The following is a 19,861-nucleotide window of genomic DNA, read 5'->3' as shown; positions in this document are numbered from 1 at the left end:
AAACATGACCGCTATCCAAAACTTCTTCAAGACGTTCTTCCTGACCGAGCTGCTCAAGGGTCTTGCGCTGACGGGCCGTTACGCCTTCAAGCGCAAGTTCACGGTGCAGTTCCCGGAAGAGAAGACCCCGATGTCGCCGCGCTTTCGCGGCCTGCACGCACTGCGCCGCTATGAGAACGGCGAAGAGCGCTGCATCGCGTGCAAGCTGTGCGAGGCCGTGTGTCCCGCGCTCGCCATCACGATCGAGTCTGAAGTGCGCGAAGACAACACGCGCCGCACGACGCGTTACGACATCGACCTGACCAAGTGCATCTTCTGCGGTTTCTGCGAAGAGAGCTGCCCGGTCGACTCGATCGTCGAGACGCACATTCTCGAGTATCACGGCGAGAAGCGCGGCGATCTGTATTTCACGAAGGAAATGCTGCTGGCCGTGGGCGACCGCTACGAAGCGCAGATCGCGGCAAATAAGGCAGCAGATGCACCGTACCGTTGATCTTCAGTTTGACGCTGCATCGGCCCGCGGTTCGGGCCGGCTGTGGGGAACGCGTGTGCCTGAAAACACCGCGCCGCCGCAGCCCGGGAACCGCGGCGCGACGCTCCCTGGTCTGGCCGCCAGTCTGCGCCGCGCAATCCGCCTTACGATGGCCTCAACGATGAACCAGTAATCATGGAATTCACGACCGTCCTGTTCTACATCTTCGCGCTGCTGCTCACGCTATCAGGGCTGAAGGTGGTCACCTCGCGCAATCCTGTCTCGTCCGCACTCTTCCTCGTGCTCGCGTTCTTCAACGCGGCCGCGGTGTGGATGCTGCTCGAGGCCGAGTTCCTCGCGATCCTGCTGGTGCTCGTCTACGTGGGCGCGGTGATGGTGCTGTTCCTGTTCGTGGTGATGATGCTGGACATCAACATCGACGTGCTGAGCCGCGACTTCAAGCGCTTCGTCCCGGTGGCGACCATCGTGGGCGCGATCATCGTGATCGAGACCGCGCTGATCCTGTGGCACGGCTACGGCGCGACCACCTCGCCCGTGCCGGACACTTCGGCCGCGGCCGCTGCATCGGTGTCGAACACGCACCTGATCGGCAAGATCATTTATACCGACTACATCTTCGCGTTCGAAGTTGCCGGCCTCGTGCTGCTGGTGGCGATCGTCGCGGCCATTTCGCTGACCGTGCGCGAACCCAAGGACTCCAAGCGCCAGGACGTTTCGAAGCAGGTCCGCGTGCGTCGTGAGGACCGCGTGCGCCTCGTGAAGATGCAAGCCGTCGTGGAAGTGCCGGAAGCACCCGAGGCCGTGGAGGCCGAAGCGGCCCCCGCTGCCCAGGGCGCCGCGCCGGCAACGAAGAGCTAAGCGCGAAGGAGCGAACCATGCTGACACTAGCCCATTACCTCGTCCTCGGCGCGATCCTCTTTGCGATCTCGATCGTTGGCATTTTTCTCAATCGGCGCAACGTCATCATCATCCTGATGGCGATTGAGCTGATGTTGTTAGCGGTGAACACGAACTTCGTCGCGTTCTCGCATTACCTCGGTGACGTTCACGGACAGATTTTCGTGTTCTTCGTGCTAACTGTTGCGGCAGCGGAAGCCGCGATTGGTCTGGCTATTCTTGTGACTCTGTTCCGCAGCCTCGACACGATCAATGTCGAGGACCTCGATCAGCTCAAAGGCTAAGGCAGGCTGTATATGGCAACGACACTCAACGAAACCTTATTGCTGGCGGTACCGCTGGCCCCTCTCGCCGGTTCTCTCATTGCCGGTTTGTTTGGCAAGACGGTGGGGCGCGCGGGCGCGCATACGGTCACCATTCTTGGCGTCGCGATTGCGTTCGTGCTCTCGTGTATGACGCTGTTCGACGTGATGAACGGCGCGAGCTTCAACGCGACCGTCTACGAATGGATGTCGGTTGGCGGCCTGAAATTCGAAGTCGGCTTCCTGATCGACTCGTTGACGGCGCTCATGATGGTCATCGTGACCTTCGTGTCCCTGATGGTGCACATCTACACGATTGGCTACATGGCGGACGAAGAGGGCTACCAGCGCTTCTTCTCGTACATCGCGCTGTTCACGTTCTCGATGCTGATGCTCGTGATGAGCAACAACTTCCTGCAGCTGTTCTTCGGCTGGGAAGCGGTGGGTCTCGTCTCGTACCTGCTGATCGGCTTCTACTTCAAGCGTGAAAGCGCCATCTACGCGAACATGAAGGCGTTCCTCGTGAACCGCGTGGGCGACTTCGGCTTCCTGCTGGGCATCGGTCTGCTGCTCGCGTACGGTGGCTCACTGAACTACAACGACGTGTTCGCGAAGGGCCACGAAATCGCCGCGCTGACGTTCCCGGGCACCTCGTGGAACCTGCTCACGGTCGCGTGCATCTGCCTGTTCGTCGGTGCGATGGGCAAGTCGGCGCAGTTCCCGCTGCACGTCTGGCTGCCGGACTCGATGGAAGGCCCGACGCCGATCTCGGCACTGATCCACGCCGCCACCATGGTGACGGCTGGTATCTTCATGGTCGCGCGCATGTCGCCGCTGTTCGAGCTTTCGGACGCCGCGCTTTCGTTCATCGTCGTGATCGGTGCGATTACCGCGCTCTTCATGGGCTTCCTTGGCGTCGTGCAGAACGACATCAAGCGCGTGGTCGCGTACTCCACGCTCTCGCAGCTCGGCTACATGACCGTGGCGCTCGGCGTCTCGGCGTATCCGGTCGCGATCTTCCACCTGATGACGCACGCGTTCTTCAAGGCGCTGCTGTTCCTCGGCGCCGGCTCGGTCATCATCGGCATGCACCACGACCAGGACATGCGCAACATGGGCGGCCTGCGCAAGTACATGCCCATCACGTGGATCACCTCGCTCGTCGGTTCGCTCGCGCTGATCGGCACGCCGTTCTTCTCGGGCTTCTACTCGAAGGACTCGATCATCGATGCGGTGAAGGCCTCGCACCTGGGCGGTTCGGGCTTCGCTTATTTCGCTGTGGTCGCGAGCGTCTTCGTGACGGCGCTGTACTCGTTCCGCATGTACTTCCTCGTGTTCCACGGTGAAGAGCGCTTCCGTAATCCGAAGCATCCCGAGTCGCCGATGGGCATCGAAGCAGCGCAAGCGGCTCACAGCGGTCATGGTCATGGCCACGACGAGCACCACGTGCACGTGCCGCACGAGTCGCCGTGGGTGATCTGGGTGCCGCTCGTCCTGCTCGCGATTCCTTCGGTAATTGCCGGCGCCTACGCGATCCAGCCGTTGCTTTACGGTGGTTTCTTCTCGCACGGCGTGGCGTTCCAGGACGTCATCTTCATCGGCCAGAACCATCCGGCGCTTGCCGAGATTGGCGAAGAGTTCCATGGCTGGGCCGCAATGGGCGCGCACGCGTTCTCGGGTCTGCCGGTGTGGCTCGCACTTGCAGGTGTGATCGTGGCGTGGTTCTTCTACATGAAGCGCCCGGATCTGCCGGCCGTCGTGTCGCGCACGTTCTCGCCGGTCTACAAGCTGCTGGCAAATGCGTATTACCTCGACAAGATCAACGAATTCGTCTTCGCGCGCGGAGCGGTTGCTATCGGTCGTGGTCTGTGGAAGGAGGGTGATGTCGTCGTGATCGACGGCGTCGTCAACGGGAGCGCCAAGTTTATCGGCTGGTTTGCAACTGTGATTCGTTTCCTGCAATCCGGCTATATCTACCACTACGCATTTGCCATGATCATCGGCATGCTTGGCCTCCTTACCCTGTTTGTAACGCTCGGCGGCAAATAAGAAGGCGAGGAAAAAAACGCATGCACGCAACTCCGATTCTCAGTATTGCGATTTGGATGCCAATTCTTTTCGGCATCATCGTTCTTGTAGTGGGTTCCCTGCGGAGCTCGAGCGCGGACCGCTGGATCGCGCTCATCGGTTCGGTGCTTAGTTTCCTCGTCACCCTTCCGCTCGTTTCGGGCTTCGACACCACCACGGCTGCGCTGCAGTTCGAGGAGAAGTCGGTCTGGATCGATCGGTTCAATATTTCGTATCACCTCGGCATCGACGGCATCTCGATGTGGTTCGTGGTGCTCACGGCGTTCATCACCGTGATCGTCGTGATCGCGGGCTGGCAGGTCATTCAGAAGAACGTCGCGCAGTATTACTCGGCGTTCCTCATCCTGTCGGGCCTGATGATCGGCGTTTTCTGCGCTGCCGATGGCCTGCTGTTCTACGTGTTCTTCGAAGCCACGCTCATTCCGATGTACATCATCATCGGCATCTGGGGCGGCCCGAACCGCGTGTACGCAGCGTTCAAGTTCTTTCTCTACACGCTGGCCGGCTCGCTGCTGATGCTGGTCGCGTTGCTGTACCTGTACCGCGAGACCGGGACTTTCGATCTTGCCACCTGGCAAAACGCCAAGCTTGCGATGACGCCGCAGATCCTGCTGTTCATCGCGTTCTTCTTCGCGTTTGCCGTCAAGGTGCCGATGTGGCCGGTCCACACGTGGTTGCCGGACGCGCACGTCGAAGCGCCCACGGGCGGCTCGGTCGTGCTGGCCGCGATCATGCTGAAGCTCGGCGCATACGGTTTCCTGCGTTTCTCGTTGCCGGTCACGCCGGACGCGAGTCATTACCTGGCGCCGGTCATCATCACGCTTTCGTTGATCGCCGTGATCTACATCGGCCTCGTGGCGATGGTGCAGTCGGACATGAAAAAGCTGGTCGCGTACTCGTCGATTGCCCACATGGGCTTCGTCACGCTCGGCTTCTTTATGTTCGGCCCGTCGGGCCAGCTTGCGATGGAAGGCGGGATCATCCAGATGATCTCGCACGGCTTCGTCTCGGGCGCCATGTTCCTTTGTATCGGCGTGCTGTATGACCGCATGCATACGCGCGACATCGCCGACTACGGCGGCGTCGTCAACACGATGCCTAAATTCGCGGCGCTGGCCATGCTGTTCGCGATGGCCAACTGCGGCCTGCCGGGCACCTCGGGATTCGTCGGCGAATTCATGGTGATTCTGGCGGCAGTGAAGTTCAACTTCTGGATCGCTTTCGGGGCGGCGTTCACGCTGATCCTGGGCGCGGCCTATACGTTGTGGATGTACAAGCGCGTGTACTTCGGCGCCGTCGCGAACGATCATGTTCGCGAGCTGAAGGACATCAGCAGCCGCGAATACCTGATTCTCGGGGTGCTCGCGCTGCTCACGCTTCTCATGGGCGTCTACCCGAAGCCCTTTACCGATGTGATGCACGTTTCCGTGGAAAACCTCCTCTCCCACGTCGCAGTGTCCAAACTGCCGCTGTCACAGTAATACCGAGCGGAGGACTAATAGATCATGCCAAACGCCCCTTTGAACGCTCTGCTACCCGACGCGCTACTGATGGCCGGTACCGTCGTTGCGTGGCTCAACGACACGTTCACCGGTCCTTCGGGCCGGCGCACGACCTATTTCATCGCGCTGCTCACGGCGCTCGTAGCCGGCATCTGGTTCGCGGTGATCGCGTTCGATCCGCACGTGTACTACTACTTCACGCGCATGTACGTGGTGGACGCGTTCGCGAGCGCCATGAAGGCAGTCGTCACGCTCGGCTACGCGGTCTCGATCGTGTACTCGCGCAAGTACCTCGAAGACCGGGACATGTTCAGGGGCGAGTTCTTCCTGCTTGGCATGTTCTCGCTGCTCGGCCAGATCGTCATGATCTCGGGCAACAACTTCCTCACGCTGTACCTCGGCCTCGAGCTGATGTCGCTCTCGCTCTACGCGGTCATCGCGCTGCGCCGTGACGCGACGCAGTCGAACGAAGCGGCCATGAAGTACTACGTGCTGGGCGCGCTCGCATCGGGCTTCCTGCTCTATGGCATCTCGATGCTGTACGGCGCGACCGGCTCGCTCGATCTCGGCGACGTGTTCAAGGCCGTGGCCTCGGGCCACATCAACGACATCGTGCTGTTGTTCGGCGTGGTGTTCATCGTGGCGGGCGTGGCGTTCAAGATGGGCGCGGTGCCATTCCACATGTGGGTGCCCGACGTCTATCAGGGTGCGCCTACGGCCATGACGCTGCTCACCGGCGGTGGACCGAAGGTCGCGGCGTTCGCGTGGGCCGTGCGTTTCCTCGTCATGGGTCTGCTGCCGCTGGCCGTGGACTGGCAGGAAATGCTGATCATCCTGGCCGCGCTCTCGATGATCGTCGGCAACATCACGGGTATCGTCCAGCGCAACGTCAAGCGCATGCTCGCGTACTCGGCCATCTCGAACATGGGCTTCGTGCTGCTCGGCCTGCTCGCCGGCATCGTCGACAACAAGGCGACCGGTGCGGCCAGTGCGTACAGCTCGGCGATGTTCTACAGCATCGTCTACCTGATCACGACGCTCGGCGCGTTCGGCGTGGTCATGCTGCTCACCCGCCGCGACTTCGAAGCGGAAACGATCGACGACTTCAAGGGCCTGAACCAGCGCAGCCCGGTGTTTGCCTTCGTCATGATGCTCATGATGTTCTCGCTCGCCGGCATCCCGCCGACGGTTGGCTTCTACGCGAAGCTCGCCGTGCTCGAAGCGACCATGAACGCCGGCCTCACGTGGCTTGCCATACTTGCCGTCATTACCTCGCTGTTCGGCGCGTTCTACTACCTGCGCATTGTCAAGCTGATGTACTTCGACGCGCCGCAGGACACCGCACCGATCGAGGGCCACGCATTCAATCGTGCGTTGCTGACGGTCAACGGCGCGGCCGTGCTGGTGCTCGGCATTATTCCGGGGCCGCTGATGTCGCTCTGCCTGCAGGCCGTCTCGCATACGTTGCCGCTGTAATGTCGGCAGCAGGGTGGTTTATCGTGTTGTTGGCGCTCGCGGGCGCCAACCTGCCGTTTCTCAATCAACGGTTGTTCGGCGTCGTGCCGTTGCCGCTGCGTGCACCGAAGAAGAGCGCGTGGATTCGCATTGCCGAAATGATCGTGCTGTATGTTGTGGTCGGCGCGTTCGGCTTCATGCTGGAGGCGCGCGCCGGCAACCGCTTTGACCAGGGCTGGCAGTTCTACGCCATCACGTTCAGTCTCTTTGTCGTGTTCGCGTTTCCTGGCTTCACCTGGCAATATCTCTTCAAACGCCGTCCGGCGTGATGCATACGCCTCGTCCTCGACGAGGCGTATGCCATTCGATCGCATCGCGGGTTTCCGCGACTTCCCGTACAGGCGCTTCCCAGAGGTTGAACATGGCTGCTGAACATCAAAAACACGACCCGGCGGCGCTCGCCGAGACGTGTGTGGAGAGCACGACGCTCCACGCGGGCAAATTCCTTACGCTCAAGTGCGACACCGTCGCCTTGCCGGATGGCAAGCACGCGACGCGCGAATACGTCCAGCACCCGGGCGCCGTGATGGTGATCCCGCTCTTCGATGACGGCCGTGTGCTGATGGAGCGCCAATACCGCTATCCGCTCTCGCGCGTGATGACCGAATTTCCGGCGGGCAAGCTCGATCCGCAGGAAGGCGCGCTGGCCTGCGCGATCCGCGAACTGAAGGAAGAGACGGGCTATACCGCACGCGAATACATCTATCTCGCGCAGATCCATCCGGTGATCTCGTACTCGACCGAATTCATCGACATCTACCTGGCGCGCGGCTTGACTTCGGGCGAGGCGGAGCTCGACGAAGGCGAGTTCCTCGAGACCTTCACGGCGACACTGCCCGAGCTGCTCGAATGGGTGCGTACCGGCAAGATCACCGACGTGAAGACGATCATCGGCACGTTCTGGCTCGAAAAGGCGCTGTCGGGCGCCTGGCCGCTCGCACAAGCAGAGCGGGGCTGAGACCGCAGTGTGGCCATGCCGTGACGGCGTGTCACAAAAGTGCCAGATCAACGATGTGCGCATTGAAATACGGCGGCCCGCAAGGCCGCCGTATTCACTTGGCCATGGCATTTTTGCGTCGAGCGGCCAGCGGCGCGCGGCGCTACAATCGACCACCGGCCAGTCGGCTGTCCGGTGCCACGGTGGTGCTCGAAAGTCAGGTGCAGAGCCCATCAAAAAATTTACGAACGGTCGTTCACAAATTTCCGTTTTGCGATACACTCAACGCAAGCCACGATTCTCATGAAGGTCCTCGATTTACAGTGCCCAGACGGCCATCGGTTTGAAGGCTGGTTCGCTTCCGCTGACGACTTCGAGTCGCAGCTTTCGCGCAAGCTGGTCGAATGCCCGATGTGCGGCGCCACGAATGTGAGCCGCGTGCCGTCCGCGCCCCGACTGAATCTGTCGGGGGCGAGCGAGGCGCAGTCCACTGCCGGCCAGGCGTCACCGGCCGGGCAGATGGCTCAGGCAGCGGCGCAATGGCAGGCGCATGCCATGCGCGTGATGCGCGAGGTCCTGGAGAAGACAGAGAACGTAGGCGACCGTTTCGCCGAGGAGGCGCGGCGCATTCATTACAACGAAGCGCCGGCGCGCAACATCCGTGGGGTGGCATCCGCGGAAGATGCGCAAGCTCTCGTCGAAGAAGGCATCGATGTGATGCCGCTGCCGGTTCCGGCCGCGTTGAAGGGTCCGCTGCAATAACGCCATGCGGGTCTTCGTTGCGGCTTGGGAGAGTTCCCAACCAGCCGCGGCCAGGAGACAACCCGCATGGATCTCGATTACACCCCCACCGACGACGCGTTTCGCGCCGAAGTCCGCGCCTGGCTCGAGGCCAATCTGCCTCAAGCCGTGCGCGAGAAAGTGCTCAATCACAAACGCCTCAGCCGCGACGACATCGCCAGCTGGCACAAGCTGCTCGGCAAGCGCGGCTGGTCGGCGCCTGCCTGGCCGGCCGAATATGGCGGCCCCGCCTGGAGCGAAACGCAACGCCACATCTGGGACGAGGAGTGCGGCCGCATCGGCGCGCCGCCGGTCCTGCCGTTCGGCGTGTCGATGGTCGCGCCGGTGATCATGAAGTACGGCAACGAGGCGCAAAAGCGCCGCTATTTGCCGCGCATCCTCTCCGGCGAAGACTGGTGGTGCCAGGGCTATTCCGAGCCGGGCTCGGGCTCGGATCTCGCCTCGCTGCGCACGCGCGCCGTCCGTGAAGGCGACCACTATGTGGTGAACGGCCAGAAGACCTGGACCACGCTCGGCCAGCACGCCGACATGATGTTCTGCCTCGTGCGCACCGACCCCGCTGCGAAGAAGCAGGAGGGCATCTCGTTCCTGCTCATCGACATGAAGACGCCCGGCATTACCGTGCGCCCGATCATCACGCTCGACGAAGACCACGAGGTCAACGAGGTATTCCTTGAGGACGTGAAGGTGCCCGTCGAGAACCTCGTCGGCGAAGAAAACCGTGGCTGGACCTACGCGAAATATCTGCTCGGCCATGAGCGCACGGGCATCGCGCGTGTGGGCGCGTCCAAGCGCGAGCTCGAGTTCCTCAAGCATGTCGCGCTCGAACAGAAGAAGCACGGCAAGCCGCTGCTGCACGATCCGGTTTTCGCGGCGCGCGTAGCCGCAGTCGAAATCGAGCTGATGGCGCTCGAGGTGACGGCCGAGCGCGTAATCGCGAGCAGCGGCAACGGCCGCGGCCCCGGGCCCGAAGCGTCGATGCTCAAGATCAAGGGCACCGAAATCCAGCAGGCGCTCACCGAGCTGATGGTCGATGCGGTCGGCCCGCTGGCCGCGCCGTTCGATCCGGCCTTCCTCGAAGGCGAGCGTGCTCACGCAGCCGGCGGCGACGACGATGCAGCACCGCTCGCGGCTTACTACTTCAACTATCGCAAGACGTCGATTTACGGCGGGTCGAACGAAATCCAGAAGAACATCATCTCGCAGATGATTCTGGGGATTTGAGGAGCGGCGCAATGGACTTCAATTTCACCGAAGAGCAACAGCAACTCGCCGACGCGCTGCGTCGCTATCTCGATAAGAATTACGGCTTCGAAGCGCGCCAGGCGATCGTGAAGACGCCCGAGGGCGTGTCGGCCGATCACTGGAAGGCGTTCGTCGAGCTCGGGCTCACCGCGCTGCCGGTGCCGGCGGAGCAAGGCGGCTTCGACGGCTCGCCGTTCGACATGCTGGTGGTCATGCAGGAGCTGGGTCGCGCGCTCGTGATCGAGCCGTACTGGGCGAGCGCGGTGGGCATCGAGGCGCTCAAGCTCGCGGGTGCGGACAGCGCCGAAAACGCGCAACTGCTGGAGCGCGTAGCGGTGGGCGAGATCAAGCTCGCCGCGGCGTTTCACGAACCCCAGGCGCGCTACGACCTGTTCGCGCTCGAAACGCTCGCGAAGGAAACCGGCGACGGCTTCGCGCTCACGGGCAGCAAGTCGGTCGTGCAGCACGGCGCGCAAGCGGACTACTGGATCGTGCCGGCGCGCCTCGCGGGCGAAGTCGCGCTGTTCGTGGTGGCGCGCGATGCGAAGGGTGTCGAGGTGAGCGACTACCGCACCATCGACGGCCAGCGCGCCGCCACGCTCAAGTTCGACGGTGCACATGCGCGCCGTCTGGGCGATGCGGGTGCGCCCACGTGGGAGCAGATTGCCGATTACGCCACTTTCCTGCTGTGCGCGGAAGCCGTGGGCGCCATCGACGCGCTCAACAACGCGACCGTCGAGTACACGAAGACGCGCCAGCAGTTCGGCGTGCCGATCGCACGCTTCCAGGCGCTCCAGCACCGGATGGCCGAGATGCTGATCCATGGCGAGCAGGCGCGCTCGCTTACGTACCTCGCGGCCGCGCGTTACAGTAGTGCTTCGCCCGATGAGCGGCGCCGCGCCATTTCGGCGGCGAAGGTGCGCGTGGGGCAGGCGGCGCGTTATGTCGGCCAGCAGGCCGTGCAGTTGCACGGCGGCATGGGTGTGACCAACGAAGTCGCGGCGGCGCACCTGTTCAAGCGTCTCGCGATCATCGAGACCACGCTCGGAGACGTCGATTACCATCTCGAACGTTTCGCCGCGCTGCCGGGGTTTGCTCAGGCAGCCGCCTGAGGCGCGTGGTGAAGCAATTCGAAACGGAGAGTCATCGATGGGAGTGAGTTACGAAGATCTCGAGGTGGGCAAGTCGTATGAAATCGGCTCGCACACGTTCGGGAGCGAAGAGATCGTGCAGTTCGCGCAGCAGTACGATCCGCAGCCGTTTCATTTGAGCGAGGCGGGCGGCGAGGCGTCGCATTTCGGCGGCCTGGTCGCGAGCGGCTGGCACACGTGCTCGGTCATGATGGGCATGCTCGTGCGCAATTTTCTCGACGGCTCCACTTCGATGGGCTCGCCCGGCATCGACGAGATCCGCTGGATCAAGCCCGTGCGCGTTGGCGACACGCTCACGATGACCAACTTCGTCGTGAGCAAGCGCGTTTCGGAGAGCAAGCCGGATCGCGGTATCGTCCAGACGCGCTGGGAAGGCCGCAATCAGCACGGCGAGACCGTCGTGACGGTGACCTCGAAGGGGCTGTTTGGGTTGCGCCATCCCGGTGTGCGCCATTCCGGAGACGCATCATGAGCGAGGCCGGTGTGGTCGAAATTGCAAACGTTGACGCCTTGCGCGCGCTCGTGGGCGCCGAGCCGTTCGTCAGCGACTGGCGCACGGTGAGCGAGGCGAGCGTGCTGGAGTTCGCCGACGCGACCGGCGATCACCAATGGATTCACGTCGACGCCGAGCGTGCGCGCCGCGAGTCGCCGTTCGGCGGCCCGATCGCCCACGGCTTTCTCACGCTCTCGCTCGTGCCGGCGCTGCTCGCGGCAACCGTCACGATGCGCCAGCGCATGGGCGTGAACTATGGGCTCAACCGCGTGCGCTTCACGTCGCCGGTGCCCGTGGGCGCGAGGGTGCGTGCGCGTGTCGGCGTGAAGGAAGTGAGCGACGTGGAAGGCGGTGGCGCGCAAGTCGTCTGGAACATCGGCATCGAGTGCGAAGGCAGCGAGCGGCCGGCGTGCGTAGCCGAATTCATTTCGCGGCACTACTTCTGAACGTCTGAGCGCCTTTGCGCGCGCAGAATACTCAAGGGGCGTCCGGCCATGAGCCGGGCGCCCCTTTTTCGTTCTATCCCTCGAAGCGCGTCAGGCGGCCTTCGACGTGTGCTTCTCGTACTGCGTCGCGCCGAACAGGATCTCTCTCGCCTTGTCGTCCGTGAGCGCTTTGCGCGCGTTCGCCAGCACCTCGACGCCGCGCTTGACCGCCGGGCGTGCCGCGATCGTCTCGTGCCAGCGCTTCACATTGGGCAGCGCGTCGAGATCGATGCCCTGGTTTTGCCACGAGCGCGTCCACGGGAACGCGGCGATATCGGCGATGGTGTAGTCGTCGCCGGCCAGGTACTCGGTCTTGTCGAGCTGCGCGTCCATCACGTTGTAGAGGCGCTTCGCCTCGTTCGTGTAGCGGTTCACGGCGTATTCGATCTTCTCAGGCGCGTAGAGGCGGAAGTGGTGCGCCTGACCGAGCATGGGGCCGAGGCCGCCCATCTGGAACATCACCCACTGCAGCACGTCGTAGCGCGCCGCGAGGTCTTCGGGCATGAACTTGCCGGTCTTCGCGGCCAGATAGATCAGGATCGCGCCTGACTCGAACAGCGAGAACGGCTTGCCGTCGGCGCGCGCCGGGCCTTCGGAGTCCGTGATGGCGGGGATCTTGTTGTTCGGGCTGATCTCGAGAAACTCGGGCTTGAACTGGTCGCCGGCTCCGATATCGATGGGATGCACGCGGTACTCGAGGCCCGTTTCCTCGAGCATGATATGGACTTTGTGGCCGTTGGGCGTGGCCCAGCTGTAGACGTCGATCATCGTGGCTCCTTGGCACCTGGACGATGGCGCGCGCTGCGCAGGCGCGCCGGATCTCGCGGAAATTAGCATAGTTCGACGTGTGCTGCAGACCGCGCCCGAGTGACCTCAATTGCCATGTGGGATCTCACGATGCGCCGGCGAATGGCATCATGGAGAACACCGGACAAACACACTGATACGCACAGGGGCACGATGGCCGAGCAAGTGACACCTTTCTCACGCTTTCTACCCGGATGCACTTTCTACGAGCGGCACGAGGCGCCGGTCGCCGGGGTTGCGCCGGCGCGCATTATCGATGCCGTTGCTACGTTCGATATGCGTTCCGATCCCGTAGTCGATACGCTTTTGCGGGTGCGGGAATGGCCGGCTCGTCTGGCACAGCACATTGGCGGCGCCGCGCGCGAGCGATTCGGGTTCGGGACGTTCACGCTACTGCATCGCGACGAGCACGAACTGTCGCTCGGGCTCGCGGGACGCTTTTGGCGCCCGGACTTCGGGCTCGTCGATGTCGCCAATGCTGACGCATTTCTGGCGCTCGCGCGCAGGGATGTGGCGAAGCTGGTTGTGCGTTTTCGCGTGAATGAGCTTGGGGTCGGTGAGTCGAGGCTCATCACCGAAACTTTCGTCCATTGCCCATCGTGGCACACGAAAGCGATGATGACGCCCTACTGGATCGCGATTCGTGCGTCGAGCGGGTGGATCAGGCGGCGCACCCTGGCATCGGTGGCGAGGGCGCTCGCGGCGCAGCGGTGAAGGGGCGCATCGGGCGCAGCGAATGTCGCCCGATGCGCTATCGGCCTTACGTGCTCACGAGCGCGTGACCGGCATCTCCACGCGCGAGGCCGCCGCCGGGTCCAGGTAGCGCGCGAGCTCGAGCTTGGCGATGGCGTTGCGGTGCACCTCGTCGGGGCCGTCGGCGAAGCGCAGCGTGCGCGCCTGCGCGTAGGCATAGGCGAGCGGGAAGTCGCCGCTCACGCCGCCGCCGCCGTGCACCTGGATCGCCCAGTCGAGCACCTGGCAGGCCATGTTCGGCGCGACCACCTTGATCATCGCGATCTCGCCGCGCGCGCCCTTGTTGCCTACGGTGTCCATCATGTAGGCGGTCTTGAGCGTGAGCAGGCGCGCCTGCTCGATCATGCAGCGCGCTTCCGCTATGCGCTCCTGCGTGACCGTCTGCTGCGCGATGGTCTTGCCGAACGCGGTGCGCGAGAGTGCGCGCTTCGACATGAACTCGAGCGCACGCTCGGCAAGACCGATCAGGCGCATGCAATGGTGGATGCGGCCCGGCCCGAGGCGCCCCTGCGCGATCTCGAAACCGCGGCCTTCACCCAGCAAGATGTTCGACGCCGGCACGCGCACGTTCTCGAGCTTGATCTCCATGTGGCCGTGCGGCGCGTCGTCGTAGCCGAACACCGTGAGCGGGCGCTTGACCGTGATGCCCGCCGTGTCGGCCGGCACGAGGATCATCGACTGCTGTGCATGGCGCGGCGCATCGGGATCGGTTTTACCCATCACGATATAGACCGCGCAACGCGGATCGCCCGCGCCCGACGACCACCACTTCGTGCCGTTGATCACGTAGTCGTCGCCGTCACGCTCGATGCGCGTCTGGATGTTGGTCGCGTCCGACGAGGCGACCTCGGGCTCCGTCATCAGGAAGGCCGAGCGGATCTGGCCTTCCAGCAGCGGTGCCAGCCACTGGCGCTTGTGTTCCTCCGTGCCGTAGCGCTCGATGGTTTCCATGTTGCCGGTGTCCGGCGCGCCGCAGTTGAACACCTCAGGCGCCCAGATCACGCGGCCCATGATCTCGCACAGCGGCGCGTATTCGAGGTTGGTGAGCCCCGCGCCGCGCGTCGACTCGGGCAGGAACAGGTTCCAGAGGCCCGCTTCGCGCGCCTTCACCTTGAGCTGCTCGACGATCTGCGTGGGCACCCACGGATTGCCGTTGGCGCGGTTGCGCTCGATTTCCTCGTGATAGACGGCCTCGTTCGGGTAGATGTGCTCGTCGAAGAACGCGAGCAGTTTCTCGCGCAGCGCCTGCACTTTCGGGGAGTAGTCGAAATTCATCCGGGACCTCGCGAATAAAGAGCACTGCGTAAGGATAGAGTGCTGATGGAATGCTGATCGATGCGATGCGATGCGATGCGGCGCTAGCGCACTTTCTGCGCGTATTGCCACGCGAGCTCGGCCATCGGTTTCGCGCGTCGTCCCGCGTCGGCCGCCTGGGCGCTCGCGGCCGTGCCGTCGACGACGCGTTTCATGATGCCCTGCAAGATGGCTGCGATGCGGAACATGTTGTAGGCGAGATAGAAGTTCCAGTCGCCGCGGATCTCGAGGCCTGTGCGCTCGCAGTAGCGCTGGACGTATTGCTGCTCGTCGGGTATGCCGAGCGCCGTCCAGTCGAGCCCGCCGATGCCGCGGAACTGGCCCGGCTCGACGTGCCAGGCCATGCAGTGGTACGAAAAATCGGCAAGCGGGTCGCCGAGCGTCGAGAGCTCCCAGTCGAGCACCGCGAGCACGCGCGGCTCGGTGGGGTGGAAGATCAGATTGTCGAGGCGGTAGTCGCCGTGCACGACCGACACGCGCGAGCCCGCGTCATCGGGCAGGTGCTGCGGCAGCCATTCGATCAGGCGGTTCATCGCGTCGATCGACTCGGTTTCCGAGGCCTGATACTGCCGGCTCCATCGATCGATCTGGCGTGCGAAGTAATTCCCGGGCTTGCCGTAATCGGCGAGGCCGACGGCGTCGGGCTTCACGTTGTGGAGCGCGGCGATCACGCGGTTCATCTCATCGTAGATCGCGCTGCGCTCGTCGCGCGACATGCCGGGCAACGCCTGGTCCCACAGCACACGGCCCTCGACAAACTCCATCACGTAGAACGCCCGGCCGATCACGGCCTCGTCTTCGCAGAGCGCAAGCATCTTCGCGACGGGCACGTCGGTGGCGCCGAGCGCGGCCATCACGCGGTACTCGCGCTCGATCGCGTGCGCCGAAGGCAGCAGCTTCGCCTTCGGGCCGGGCTTTGCGCGCATTACATAGCTGCGCCCGGGCGTGACGAGCTTGAAGGTGGGGTTCGACTGGCCGCCTGCGAACTGCTCGACCGTGAGCGGGCCTTCGAAACCGTCGACTTGCGCGGCGAGCCACGCGGCGAGCGCCTCGGTGTCAAAGCGCTGGCGCTCGGCAACCGGGCGCGTGCCCTCGAACGCCGAAAAGTCGGTCGAGCGATCGGCGTTCGTTTTGTCTCCATCCGGGGTGGCTTGCGCCATGTTCGTCTCCCTCGTCGTATAGGCGTTGCGTGAGCTAGCGCTGCGGGCGATAGCGCAGATATTGCGCGTACAGCATCTCCATCGTGGTGTTGCGCACGTCGCGGTGCAGCGGCGAGGGTGGCGCGTAGTTGAGCATGCGCACGACCCAGTCGTGGGGGGCGGCGCCCACGTCGAGCGCGTTGATGCAGCCTGTGGTTTGCGCGAGATGGCCGAAGAACATGCGGCCGCCCGCCGTGATCGCATGCGAGAGAATCGCGCGGTTCACGCCGCCGTGCAGGACAAGCAGCGCCGTGTCCCATGACGTGTCGGCGCGCAGTGCGGCGAGCGCGGGCAGCACACGGTCGAGCAGCTCGCCGACGCTCTCGCCGCCGAGAAATCGCCTGTCTTCGGGCACGACGCCGTCGAAGATGCGCAGGAACGCGTCCTCGATTTGCTCGGGTGGAATCGAGCCAGGGCCTCCGCCGTGAATTTCCTCCCACGCGGGTTGCACCTCGAGCTCGATGCGCTGGCCGGTGGCGTCGAGCACGCGCTGTGCCGTCTCGACCGTGCGCCGCAGGCCGCTCACGATCACGCGATCGAAGCGCACGCCTTGCTGCGCGAATGCTTCGCCCGCGGCCGTGGCCTGGGCCTGGCCGTGCTCGTTGAGCGGCACGGTGTCCGGGTCGATGGCGCGCCCCGAGTCGTCGAAGTAGGTGACGTCGCCGTGGCGCATCAGATAGAGGCGCCGGCGCGAGGGCAGCTTGAATTCGCTCATCATTTGTAGACCGGTTGACGCTTTTCGAGGAACGCGGTGATGCCTTCGAGCCCGTCACGGTGATGCAGCGAGGTCACGAAGCTCTCCCGTTCCGCGGTGAGCTGGTCGTCGAGCGACTGCGTGACGGCCGCGTTCGTCAGCCCCTTGATGTGCGCGACCGCGTTCGGCGAGATCTTCGCGAGATCGTCGGCCCACGCGAGTGCCGTATCGAGCGCCGTTTGCGGCTTGGCGACGCGGTTCACGACGCCCAGGTCGGCAAGACGCTGCGCGCCGATCGGCTTGCCCTCGACCATCACCTCGAAGGCGAGCGCGCGCGGCAGCGAGCGTGCGAGGAACCACGAACCGCCGCCATCGGGCGTGAGGCCCACACGCGAGTAGGCCATCACGAACTTCGCGTCCTCGGCCGCGACCAGCAGGTCGGCGGCGAGCGCGAGCGAGAAGCCGGCACCCGCGGCGGCGCCCTCGACGGCAGCCATCACGATCTTGCTCGACTGGCGCATCGCCGTGGACCATTGCGAGAGCATGTCGATGCTGGCGGCCTGCACCGAGGGATCCCTGGAACGGTTTTCGAGTAGACGGTTCAGGTTGCCGCCCGCGCAGAAGAAGTTGTCGGCGCCCGTGAGGACGATCGCGCGCAGCGAGTTGTCGCGCTCGGCGGCATCAAGGGCCTCGATCGCCGCGGCGTACATGTCGGGGTGCAGCGCGTTGCGTGCGCCGGGGTTCGACAGCGTCAGCACGAGCGTCGATTCGTGGTTTTGCGGGCGGGTGCTGCGGAGTTCGGCGCTCATTGCGGTGCCTCGTTCGATGCGTTGGAAAGACCGGCGTCTGCGGCGTCGGGTTGGGTGAGAGAAAGGCCGAGTTGCGCGCGGCGCGCGAGCCATGGCGACGGGCGATAGCGTGGGTCGCCGAGCACGGCGTGGATGTTACGCAGGATCGTGAGGACCGTGCGGGCGCCGAGGGCGTCGCCTAGCGCGAGCGGCCCGTGCGGATAGCCGAGGCCGAGCGTCACGGCCAGATCGATGTCGCGCGGCGTGGCGATCTGCTTCTGCGCGATCTCGCAGCCGATGTTCACGATCGTCGCGACGATGCGCTGCGCGACAAAGCCCGTGGAATCGCGGATCACCGTGACCGGCACGCCGTCGGCGGCGAAGAGCGCGTGGCCCGCGTCGCGCGCGTCGCGTGTGGTGGCGGGCGTCGTCATCAGCGTGCGGCGCCTGGCGCCCGCAAGCGGGAACAACGTGTCGATGGCGACGACGCGGCTCGCATCGAGCTGCTCTTCGAGCGCGGCGGCGGTGGCGTCGAGGCCGAGCGGCGCGACCACGATCAGCGAGTCGGCACTGGGCGCGTCGCCTTCGTCGATCGCGACTCCCGCCTGGGCGGCAAGCGCGATCACGGCCTCACGCGCTTCGGCATTACGCCGGCTCACCCAGACGCGCGCGGGCAGTGTCGTAGGCGCGGCGGGTTCGTCCGGCACCTGCTGCTTGCCATCGACATAGCGATAAAAACCTTCGCCGCTCTTGCGGCCGACGAGCCCGCCCGCGAGCCGCACGCCGGTGATGGGCGAGGGCGTGAAGCGCGGCTCCTCGTAGAACTGGTGATAGATCGACTCCATCACCGGATGCGAGACATCGAGTGCCGTCAGGTCTAGCAGCTCGAAGGGCCCGAGGCGAAAGCCCGCCTGTTCGCGCATGATGCGGTCGATGTCGGCGAAGCTCGCCACGCCTTCCCCGGCCACGCGCAGCCCTTCGGTGTTCATGCCGCGGCCCGCGTGATTGACGATGAAGCCCGGCATGTCCTTCGCGCGCACGGGCGTGTGGCCCATGCGGCGCGTGAGCGCCATGAGCGCGTCGCCGGCGGCGGGGTCGCTGCGCAGGCCGTCGATGACCTCGACCACCTTCATCAGCGGCACGGGGTTGAAGAAGTGGTAGCCTGCGACGCGCGTGGGATCGGTGCAAGCAGCCGCAATCGCCGTGATCGACAGCGACGAGGTGTTCGAAGCGAGCAGGCACTTGCCGCTGACCACGGTTTCGAGTTCGCGAAACAGGATGCGCTTGGCGTCGAGGTTCTCGACGATCGCTTCGACCACGAGATCGCAGCCCGCGAGCCCGTCGATCGTATTCACGCCCGTGACGTGCTCGAGCGCGGTTTTGGCATCGGCGTCGCTGATCTTGCCTTTTGCCGCGAGTTTCGCGAAGGTGTCGGCGAGGTACGCGCTCGCGGCCGCGACCGCCTGCGCATTGGTATCGTAGAGGCGGACCGCCAGGCCCGCTTGCGCGGCGATCTGGGCAATGCCGCGGCCCATTGCGCCGGTTCCGACGATGCCGATTGTCTCAATATTGAATGAATGTGAAGTCATTGGAAGCCTGGCTCCATGATTGGCCTAGAATAGCACGGTCGTACAATTTCATGAAAACGGTTCGGCGGGTTCAGTGCGAACACCGCCGCTTGCACGGAGGCAAGGAGAATGATCAAGCTGCATGGTTTCGCGCTCTCGAACTACTACAACAAGGTCAAGTTCGTGTTGCTCGAATATGGCATTGCGTTCGAGGAGGTGATGACGAAGCTCCCGCTCACCGAGGCCCAGCTGGCCCAGTCGCCCACGGGCAAGGTGCCGTTCCTCGAGGCCGAGCACGGCTTTCTGTGCGAGTCGGAAGTGATCGTCGAATATCTGGCGGCGCGTTATCCCGAGAAGCGCATCTTCTCCGCCGATCCCTGGAAGGCGGCGAAGGAGCGTGAGCTCATCACCGTGATCGAGACGCATCTGGAGCTGGTGGTGCGCGAGCTGTATGCCGAGGCGTTCTTCGGCGGGACGGTGAGCGCAGAGGTCAAAGCGAGCGTCGAGAAGCGCCTGAATCGTTACATCGCCAGCTTCAAGCGGCTCGCGAAGTTCGCGCCGTATGTGTGCGGGGAGCAATTCGGGGTCGTGGACATCGCCGCGTTCGCGAGCCTGCCGCTCGTCGCGATGGCGACGCAGAAGATCTACGGCCGCGATTTCCTTGCTGAAGCCGGCGTGGACTGGAAGTCGTACCTGAAGCTCGTGGGCGAACGGCCCGCGGCGCAGCGGGTCGCCGCTGAGCGCAAGGCCTATATCGAAGCGACTGCGTAAGCTGGACGCCCGAATGGCATAGGTGGTTTGGCGGCGCGGCGCGGTGCATCGGGATGCG

21 protein-coding genes are annotated in these 19,861 nt (G+C 64.1%); 15 read left to right on the top strand and 6 right to left on the bottom strand.

Annotated features, from left to right (window positions below; all coding sequences use genetic code 11):
* Positions 1–4 precede the first annotated feature (4 nt).
* The 13 genes from nuoI to E1956_RS13165 all read left to right on the top strand — a co-directional run bounded on the left by nuoI (position 5) and on the right by E1956_RS13165 (position 11,870).
* Positions 5–493, top strand: a complete 489-nt coding sequence (nuoI, locus tag E1956_RS13225) for an NADH-quinone oxidoreductase subunit NuoI (RefSeq protein WP_028218511.1) — start codon at positions 5–7, stop codon at positions 491–493.
* A 174-nt stretch (positions 494–667) separates the two neighbouring features.
* A complete protein-coding gene (locus E1956_RS13220) occupies positions 668–1,351 on the top strand; it encodes an NADH-quinone oxidoreductase subunit J (protein ID WP_134749516.1) in 684 nt (227 codons plus the stop codon).
* Positions 1,352–1,368: 17 nt separating this feature from the next.
* On the top strand, positions 1,369–1,674 hold the full coding sequence (gene nuoK / locus E1956_RS13215) for an NADH-quinone oxidoreductase subunit NuoK (RefSeq protein ID WP_006052894.1): 306 nt from the start codon (positions 1,369–1,371) through the stop codon (positions 1,672–1,674).
* A gap of 12 nt (positions 1,675–1,686) precedes the next feature.
* A complete protein-coding gene (gene nuoL / locus E1956_RS13210; RefSeq protein ID WP_134749514.1) occupies positions 1,687–3,741 on the top strand; it encodes an NADH-quinone oxidoreductase subunit L in 2,055 nt (684 codons plus the stop codon).
* Between the two features lie 20 nt (positions 3,742–3,761).
* Complete coding sequence (locus tag E1956_RS13205) at positions 3,762–5,261, top strand: NADH-quinone oxidoreductase subunit M (protein ID WP_134749512.1); 1,500 nt, start codon at positions 3,762–3,764, stop codon at positions 5,259–5,261.
* 24 nt (positions 5,262–5,285) lie between these two features.
* Complete coding sequence (nuoN, locus tag E1956_RS13200; RefSeq protein ID WP_134749510.1) at positions 5,286–6,758, top strand: NADH-quinone oxidoreductase subunit NuoN; 1,473 nt, start codon at positions 5,286–5,288, stop codon at positions 6,756–6,758.
* Entirely contained in the window at positions 6,758–7,066 is a 309-nt protein-coding gene (locus E1956_RS13195) for a DUF2818 family protein (RefSeq protein ID WP_134749508.1), read from the top strand. The genes nuoN and E1956_RS13195 overlap by 1 nt, the downstream gene beginning before the upstream one ends.
* A gap of 92 nt (positions 7,067–7,158) precedes the next feature.
* Entirely contained in the window at positions 7,159–7,755 is a 597-nt protein-coding gene (locus E1956_RS13190; RefSeq protein WP_134749506.1) for an NUDIX domain-containing protein, read from the top strand.
* Positions 7,756–8,037: 282 nt separating this feature from the next.
* Positions 8,038–8,496, top strand: a complete 459-nt coding sequence (locus E1956_RS13185) for a DUF1178 family protein (RefSeq protein ID WP_134749504.1) — start codon at positions 8,038–8,040, stop codon at positions 8,494–8,496.
* Between the two features lie 66 nt (positions 8,497–8,562).
* Positions 8,563–9,759, top strand: coding sequence for an acyl-CoA dehydrogenase family protein (locus tag E1956_RS13180; protein WP_134749502.1), 1,197 nt, complete (start codon positions 8,563–8,565; stop codon positions 9,757–9,759).
* 11 nt (positions 9,760–9,770) lie between these two features.
* On the top strand, positions 9,771–10,892 hold the full coding sequence (locus E1956_RS13175) for an acyl-CoA dehydrogenase family protein (protein ID WP_134749499.1): 1,122 nt from the start codon (positions 9,771–9,773) through the stop codon (positions 10,890–10,892).
* A gap of 37 nt (positions 10,893–10,929) precedes the next feature.
* Complete coding sequence (locus E1956_RS13170) at positions 10,930–11,403, top strand: MaoC family dehydratase (protein ID WP_134749496.1); 474 nt, start codon at positions 10,930–10,932, stop codon at positions 11,401–11,403.
* Positions 11,400–11,870: a MaoC family dehydratase gene (locus E1956_RS13165; protein WP_043285103.1), complete on the top strand. Its 471-nt coding sequence runs from the start codon at positions 11,400–11,402 to the stop codon at positions 11,868–11,870. The genes E1956_RS13170 and E1956_RS13165 overlap by 4 nt, the downstream gene beginning before the upstream one ends.
* Before the next feature lie 90 nt (positions 11,871–11,960).
* Here E1956_RS13165 and E1956_RS13160 read toward each other — a convergent pair whose 3' ends face one another.
* Positions 11,961–12,677 carry a glutathione binding-like protein gene (locus E1956_RS13160; protein WP_134749492.1) on the bottom strand — a complete coding sequence of 239 codons (717 nt, stop codon included), beginning with the start codon at positions 12,675–12,677 and terminating at the stop codon, positions 11,961–11,963.
* Between the two features lie 192 nt (positions 12,678–12,869).
* Between E1956_RS13160 and E1956_RS13155 the strand changes: the two genes are divergently transcribed.
* Positions 12,870–13,430, top strand: a complete 561-nt coding sequence (locus E1956_RS13155) for a hypothetical protein (RefSeq protein WP_134749489.1) — start codon at positions 12,870–12,872, stop codon at positions 13,428–13,430.
* A gap of 54 nt (positions 13,431–13,484) precedes the next feature.
* Here E1956_RS13155 and E1956_RS13150 read toward each other — a convergent pair whose 3' ends face one another.
* The 5 genes from E1956_RS13150 to E1956_RS13130 all read right to left on the bottom strand — a co-directional run bounded on the left by E1956_RS13150 (position 13,485) and on the right by E1956_RS13130 (position 19,053).
* Positions 13,485–14,744, bottom strand: a complete 1,260-nt coding sequence (locus E1956_RS13150; protein ID WP_134749486.1) for an acyl-CoA dehydrogenase family protein — start codon at positions 14,742–14,744, stop codon at positions 13,485–13,487.
* Positions 14,745–14,827: 83 nt separating this feature from the next.
* Positions 14,828–15,943, bottom strand: coding sequence for a phosphotransferase (locus E1956_RS13145; RefSeq protein WP_134749483.1), 1,116 nt, complete (start codon positions 15,941–15,943; stop codon positions 14,828–14,830).
* Positions 15,944–15,977: 34 nt separating this feature from the next.
* Entirely contained in the window at positions 15,978–16,697 is a 720-nt protein-coding gene (locus tag E1956_RS13140) for a histidine phosphatase family protein (RefSeq protein WP_134750601.1), read from the bottom strand.
* The gene (locus E1956_RS13135; RefSeq protein WP_134749479.1) at positions 16,697–17,485 is read right to left on the bottom strand and encodes an oxepin-CoA hydrolase, alternative type; all 789 of its coding nucleotides are present in this window, start codon (positions 17,483–17,485) and stop codon (positions 16,697–16,699) included. Before E1956_RS13135 ends, E1956_RS13140 begins: the two co-directional genes overlap by 1 nt.
* The gene (locus E1956_RS13130; protein WP_134749476.1) at positions 17,482–19,053 is read right to left on the bottom strand and encodes a 3-hydroxyacyl-CoA dehydrogenase; all 1,572 of its coding nucleotides are present in this window, start codon (positions 19,051–19,053) and stop codon (positions 17,482–17,484) included. The genes E1956_RS13135 and E1956_RS13130 overlap by 4 nt, the downstream gene beginning before the upstream one ends.
* Positions 19,054–19,161: 108 nt before the next feature.
* Here E1956_RS13130 and E1956_RS13125 point away from each other — a divergent pair, with 108 nt between their 5' ends.
* Positions 19,162–19,803, top strand: coding sequence for a glutathione S-transferase family protein (locus E1956_RS13125; RefSeq protein ID WP_134749474.1), 642 nt, complete (start codon positions 19,162–19,164; stop codon positions 19,801–19,803).
* Positions 19,804–19,861: the final 58 nt, after the last annotated feature.

Origin of the sequence: Paraburkholderia pallida (assembly GCF_004524855.1) — a bacterium.
Classification (GTDB): domain Bacteria; phylum Pseudomonadota; class Gammaproteobacteria; order Burkholderiales; family Burkholderiaceae; genus Paraburkholderia; species Paraburkholderia oxyphila.
This window is presented reverse-complemented; position numbering and strand designations above follow the sequence as displayed.

What these genes read in the sequence shown, in the direction of transcription:
- E1956_RS13140 (WP_134750601.1), bottom strand. Translation starts at nt 16,697, where the DNA reads ATGAGCGAATTCAAGCTGCCCTCGCGCCGGCGCCTCTATCTGATGCGC.
- E1956_RS13150 (WP_134749486.1), bottom strand. Translation starts at nt 14,744, where the DNA reads ATGAATTTCGACTACTCCCCGAAAGTGCAGGCGCTGCGCGAGAAACTG.
- E1956_RS13170 (WP_134749496.1), top strand. Translation starts at nt 10,930, where the DNA reads ATGGGAGTGAGTTACGAAGATCTCGAGGTGGGCAAGTCGTATGAAATC.
- nuoK (WP_006052894.1), top strand. Translation starts at nt 1,369, where the DNA reads ATGCTGACACTAGCCCATTACCTCGTCCTCGGCGCGATCCTCTTTGCG.
- E1956_RS13130 (WP_134749476.1), bottom strand. Translation starts at nt 19,053, where the DNA reads ATGACTTCACATTCATTCAATATTGAGACAATCGGCATCGTCGGAACC.
- E1956_RS13205 (WP_134749512.1), top strand. Translation starts at nt 3,762, where the DNA reads ATGCACGCAACTCCGATTCTCAGTATTGCGATTTGGATGCCAATTCTT.
- E1956_RS13220 (WP_134749516.1), top strand. Translation starts at nt 668, where the DNA reads ATGGAATTCACGACCGTCCTGTTCTACATCTTCGCGCTGCTGCTCACG.
- E1956_RS13145 (WP_134749483.1), bottom strand. Translation starts at nt 15,943, where the DNA reads ATGGCGCAAGCCACCCCGGATGGAGACAAAACGAACGCCGATCGCTCG.
- nuoL (WP_134749514.1), top strand. Translation starts at nt 1,687, where the DNA reads ATGGCAACGACACTCAACGAAACCTTATTGCTGGCGGTACCGCTGGCC.
- E1956_RS13125 (WP_134749474.1), top strand. Translation starts at nt 19,162, where the DNA reads ATGATCAAGCTGCATGGTTTCGCGCTCTCGAACTACTACAACAAGGTC.
- E1956_RS13175 (WP_134749499.1), top strand. Translation starts at nt 9,771, where the DNA reads ATGGACTTCAATTTCACCGAAGAGCAACAGCAACTCGCCGACGCGCTG.
- E1956_RS13185 (WP_134749504.1), top strand. Translation starts at nt 8,038, where the DNA reads ATGAAGGTCCTCGATTTACAGTGCCCAGACGGCCATCGGTTTGAAGGC.
- nuoI (WP_028218511.1), top strand. Translation starts at nt 5, where the DNA reads ATGACCGCTATCCAAAACTTCTTCAAGACGTTCTTCCTGACCGAGCTG.
- E1956_RS13180 (WP_134749502.1), top strand. Translation starts at nt 8,563, where the DNA reads ATGGATCTCGATTACACCCCCACCGACGACGCGTTTCGCGCCGAAGTC.
- nuoN (WP_134749510.1), top strand. Translation starts at nt 5,286, where the DNA reads ATGCCAAACGCCCCTTTGAACGCTCTGCTACCCGACGCGCTACTGATG.
- E1956_RS13135 (WP_134749479.1), bottom strand. Translation starts at nt 17,485, where the DNA reads ATGAGCGCCGAACTCCGCAGCACCCGCCCGCAAAACCACGAATCGACG.
- E1956_RS13155 (WP_134749489.1), top strand. Translation starts at nt 12,870, where the DNA reads ATGGCCGAGCAAGTGACACCTTTCTCACGCTTTCTACCCGGATGCACT.
- E1956_RS13190 (WP_134749506.1), top strand. Translation starts at nt 7,159, where the DNA reads ATGGCTGCTGAACATCAAAAACACGACCCGGCGGCGCTCGCCGAGACG.
- E1956_RS13160 (WP_134749492.1), bottom strand. Translation starts at nt 12,677, where the DNA reads ATGATCGACGTCTACAGCTGGGCCACGCCCAACGGCCACAAAGTCCAT.
- E1956_RS13165 (WP_043285103.1), top strand. Translation starts at nt 11,400, where the DNA reads ATGAGCGAGGCCGGTGTGGTCGAAATTGCAAACGTTGACGCCTTGCGC.
- E1956_RS13195 (WP_134749508.1), top strand. Translation starts at nt 6,758, where the DNA reads ATGTCGGCAGCAGGGTGGTTTATCGTGTTGTTGGCGCTCGCGGGCGCC.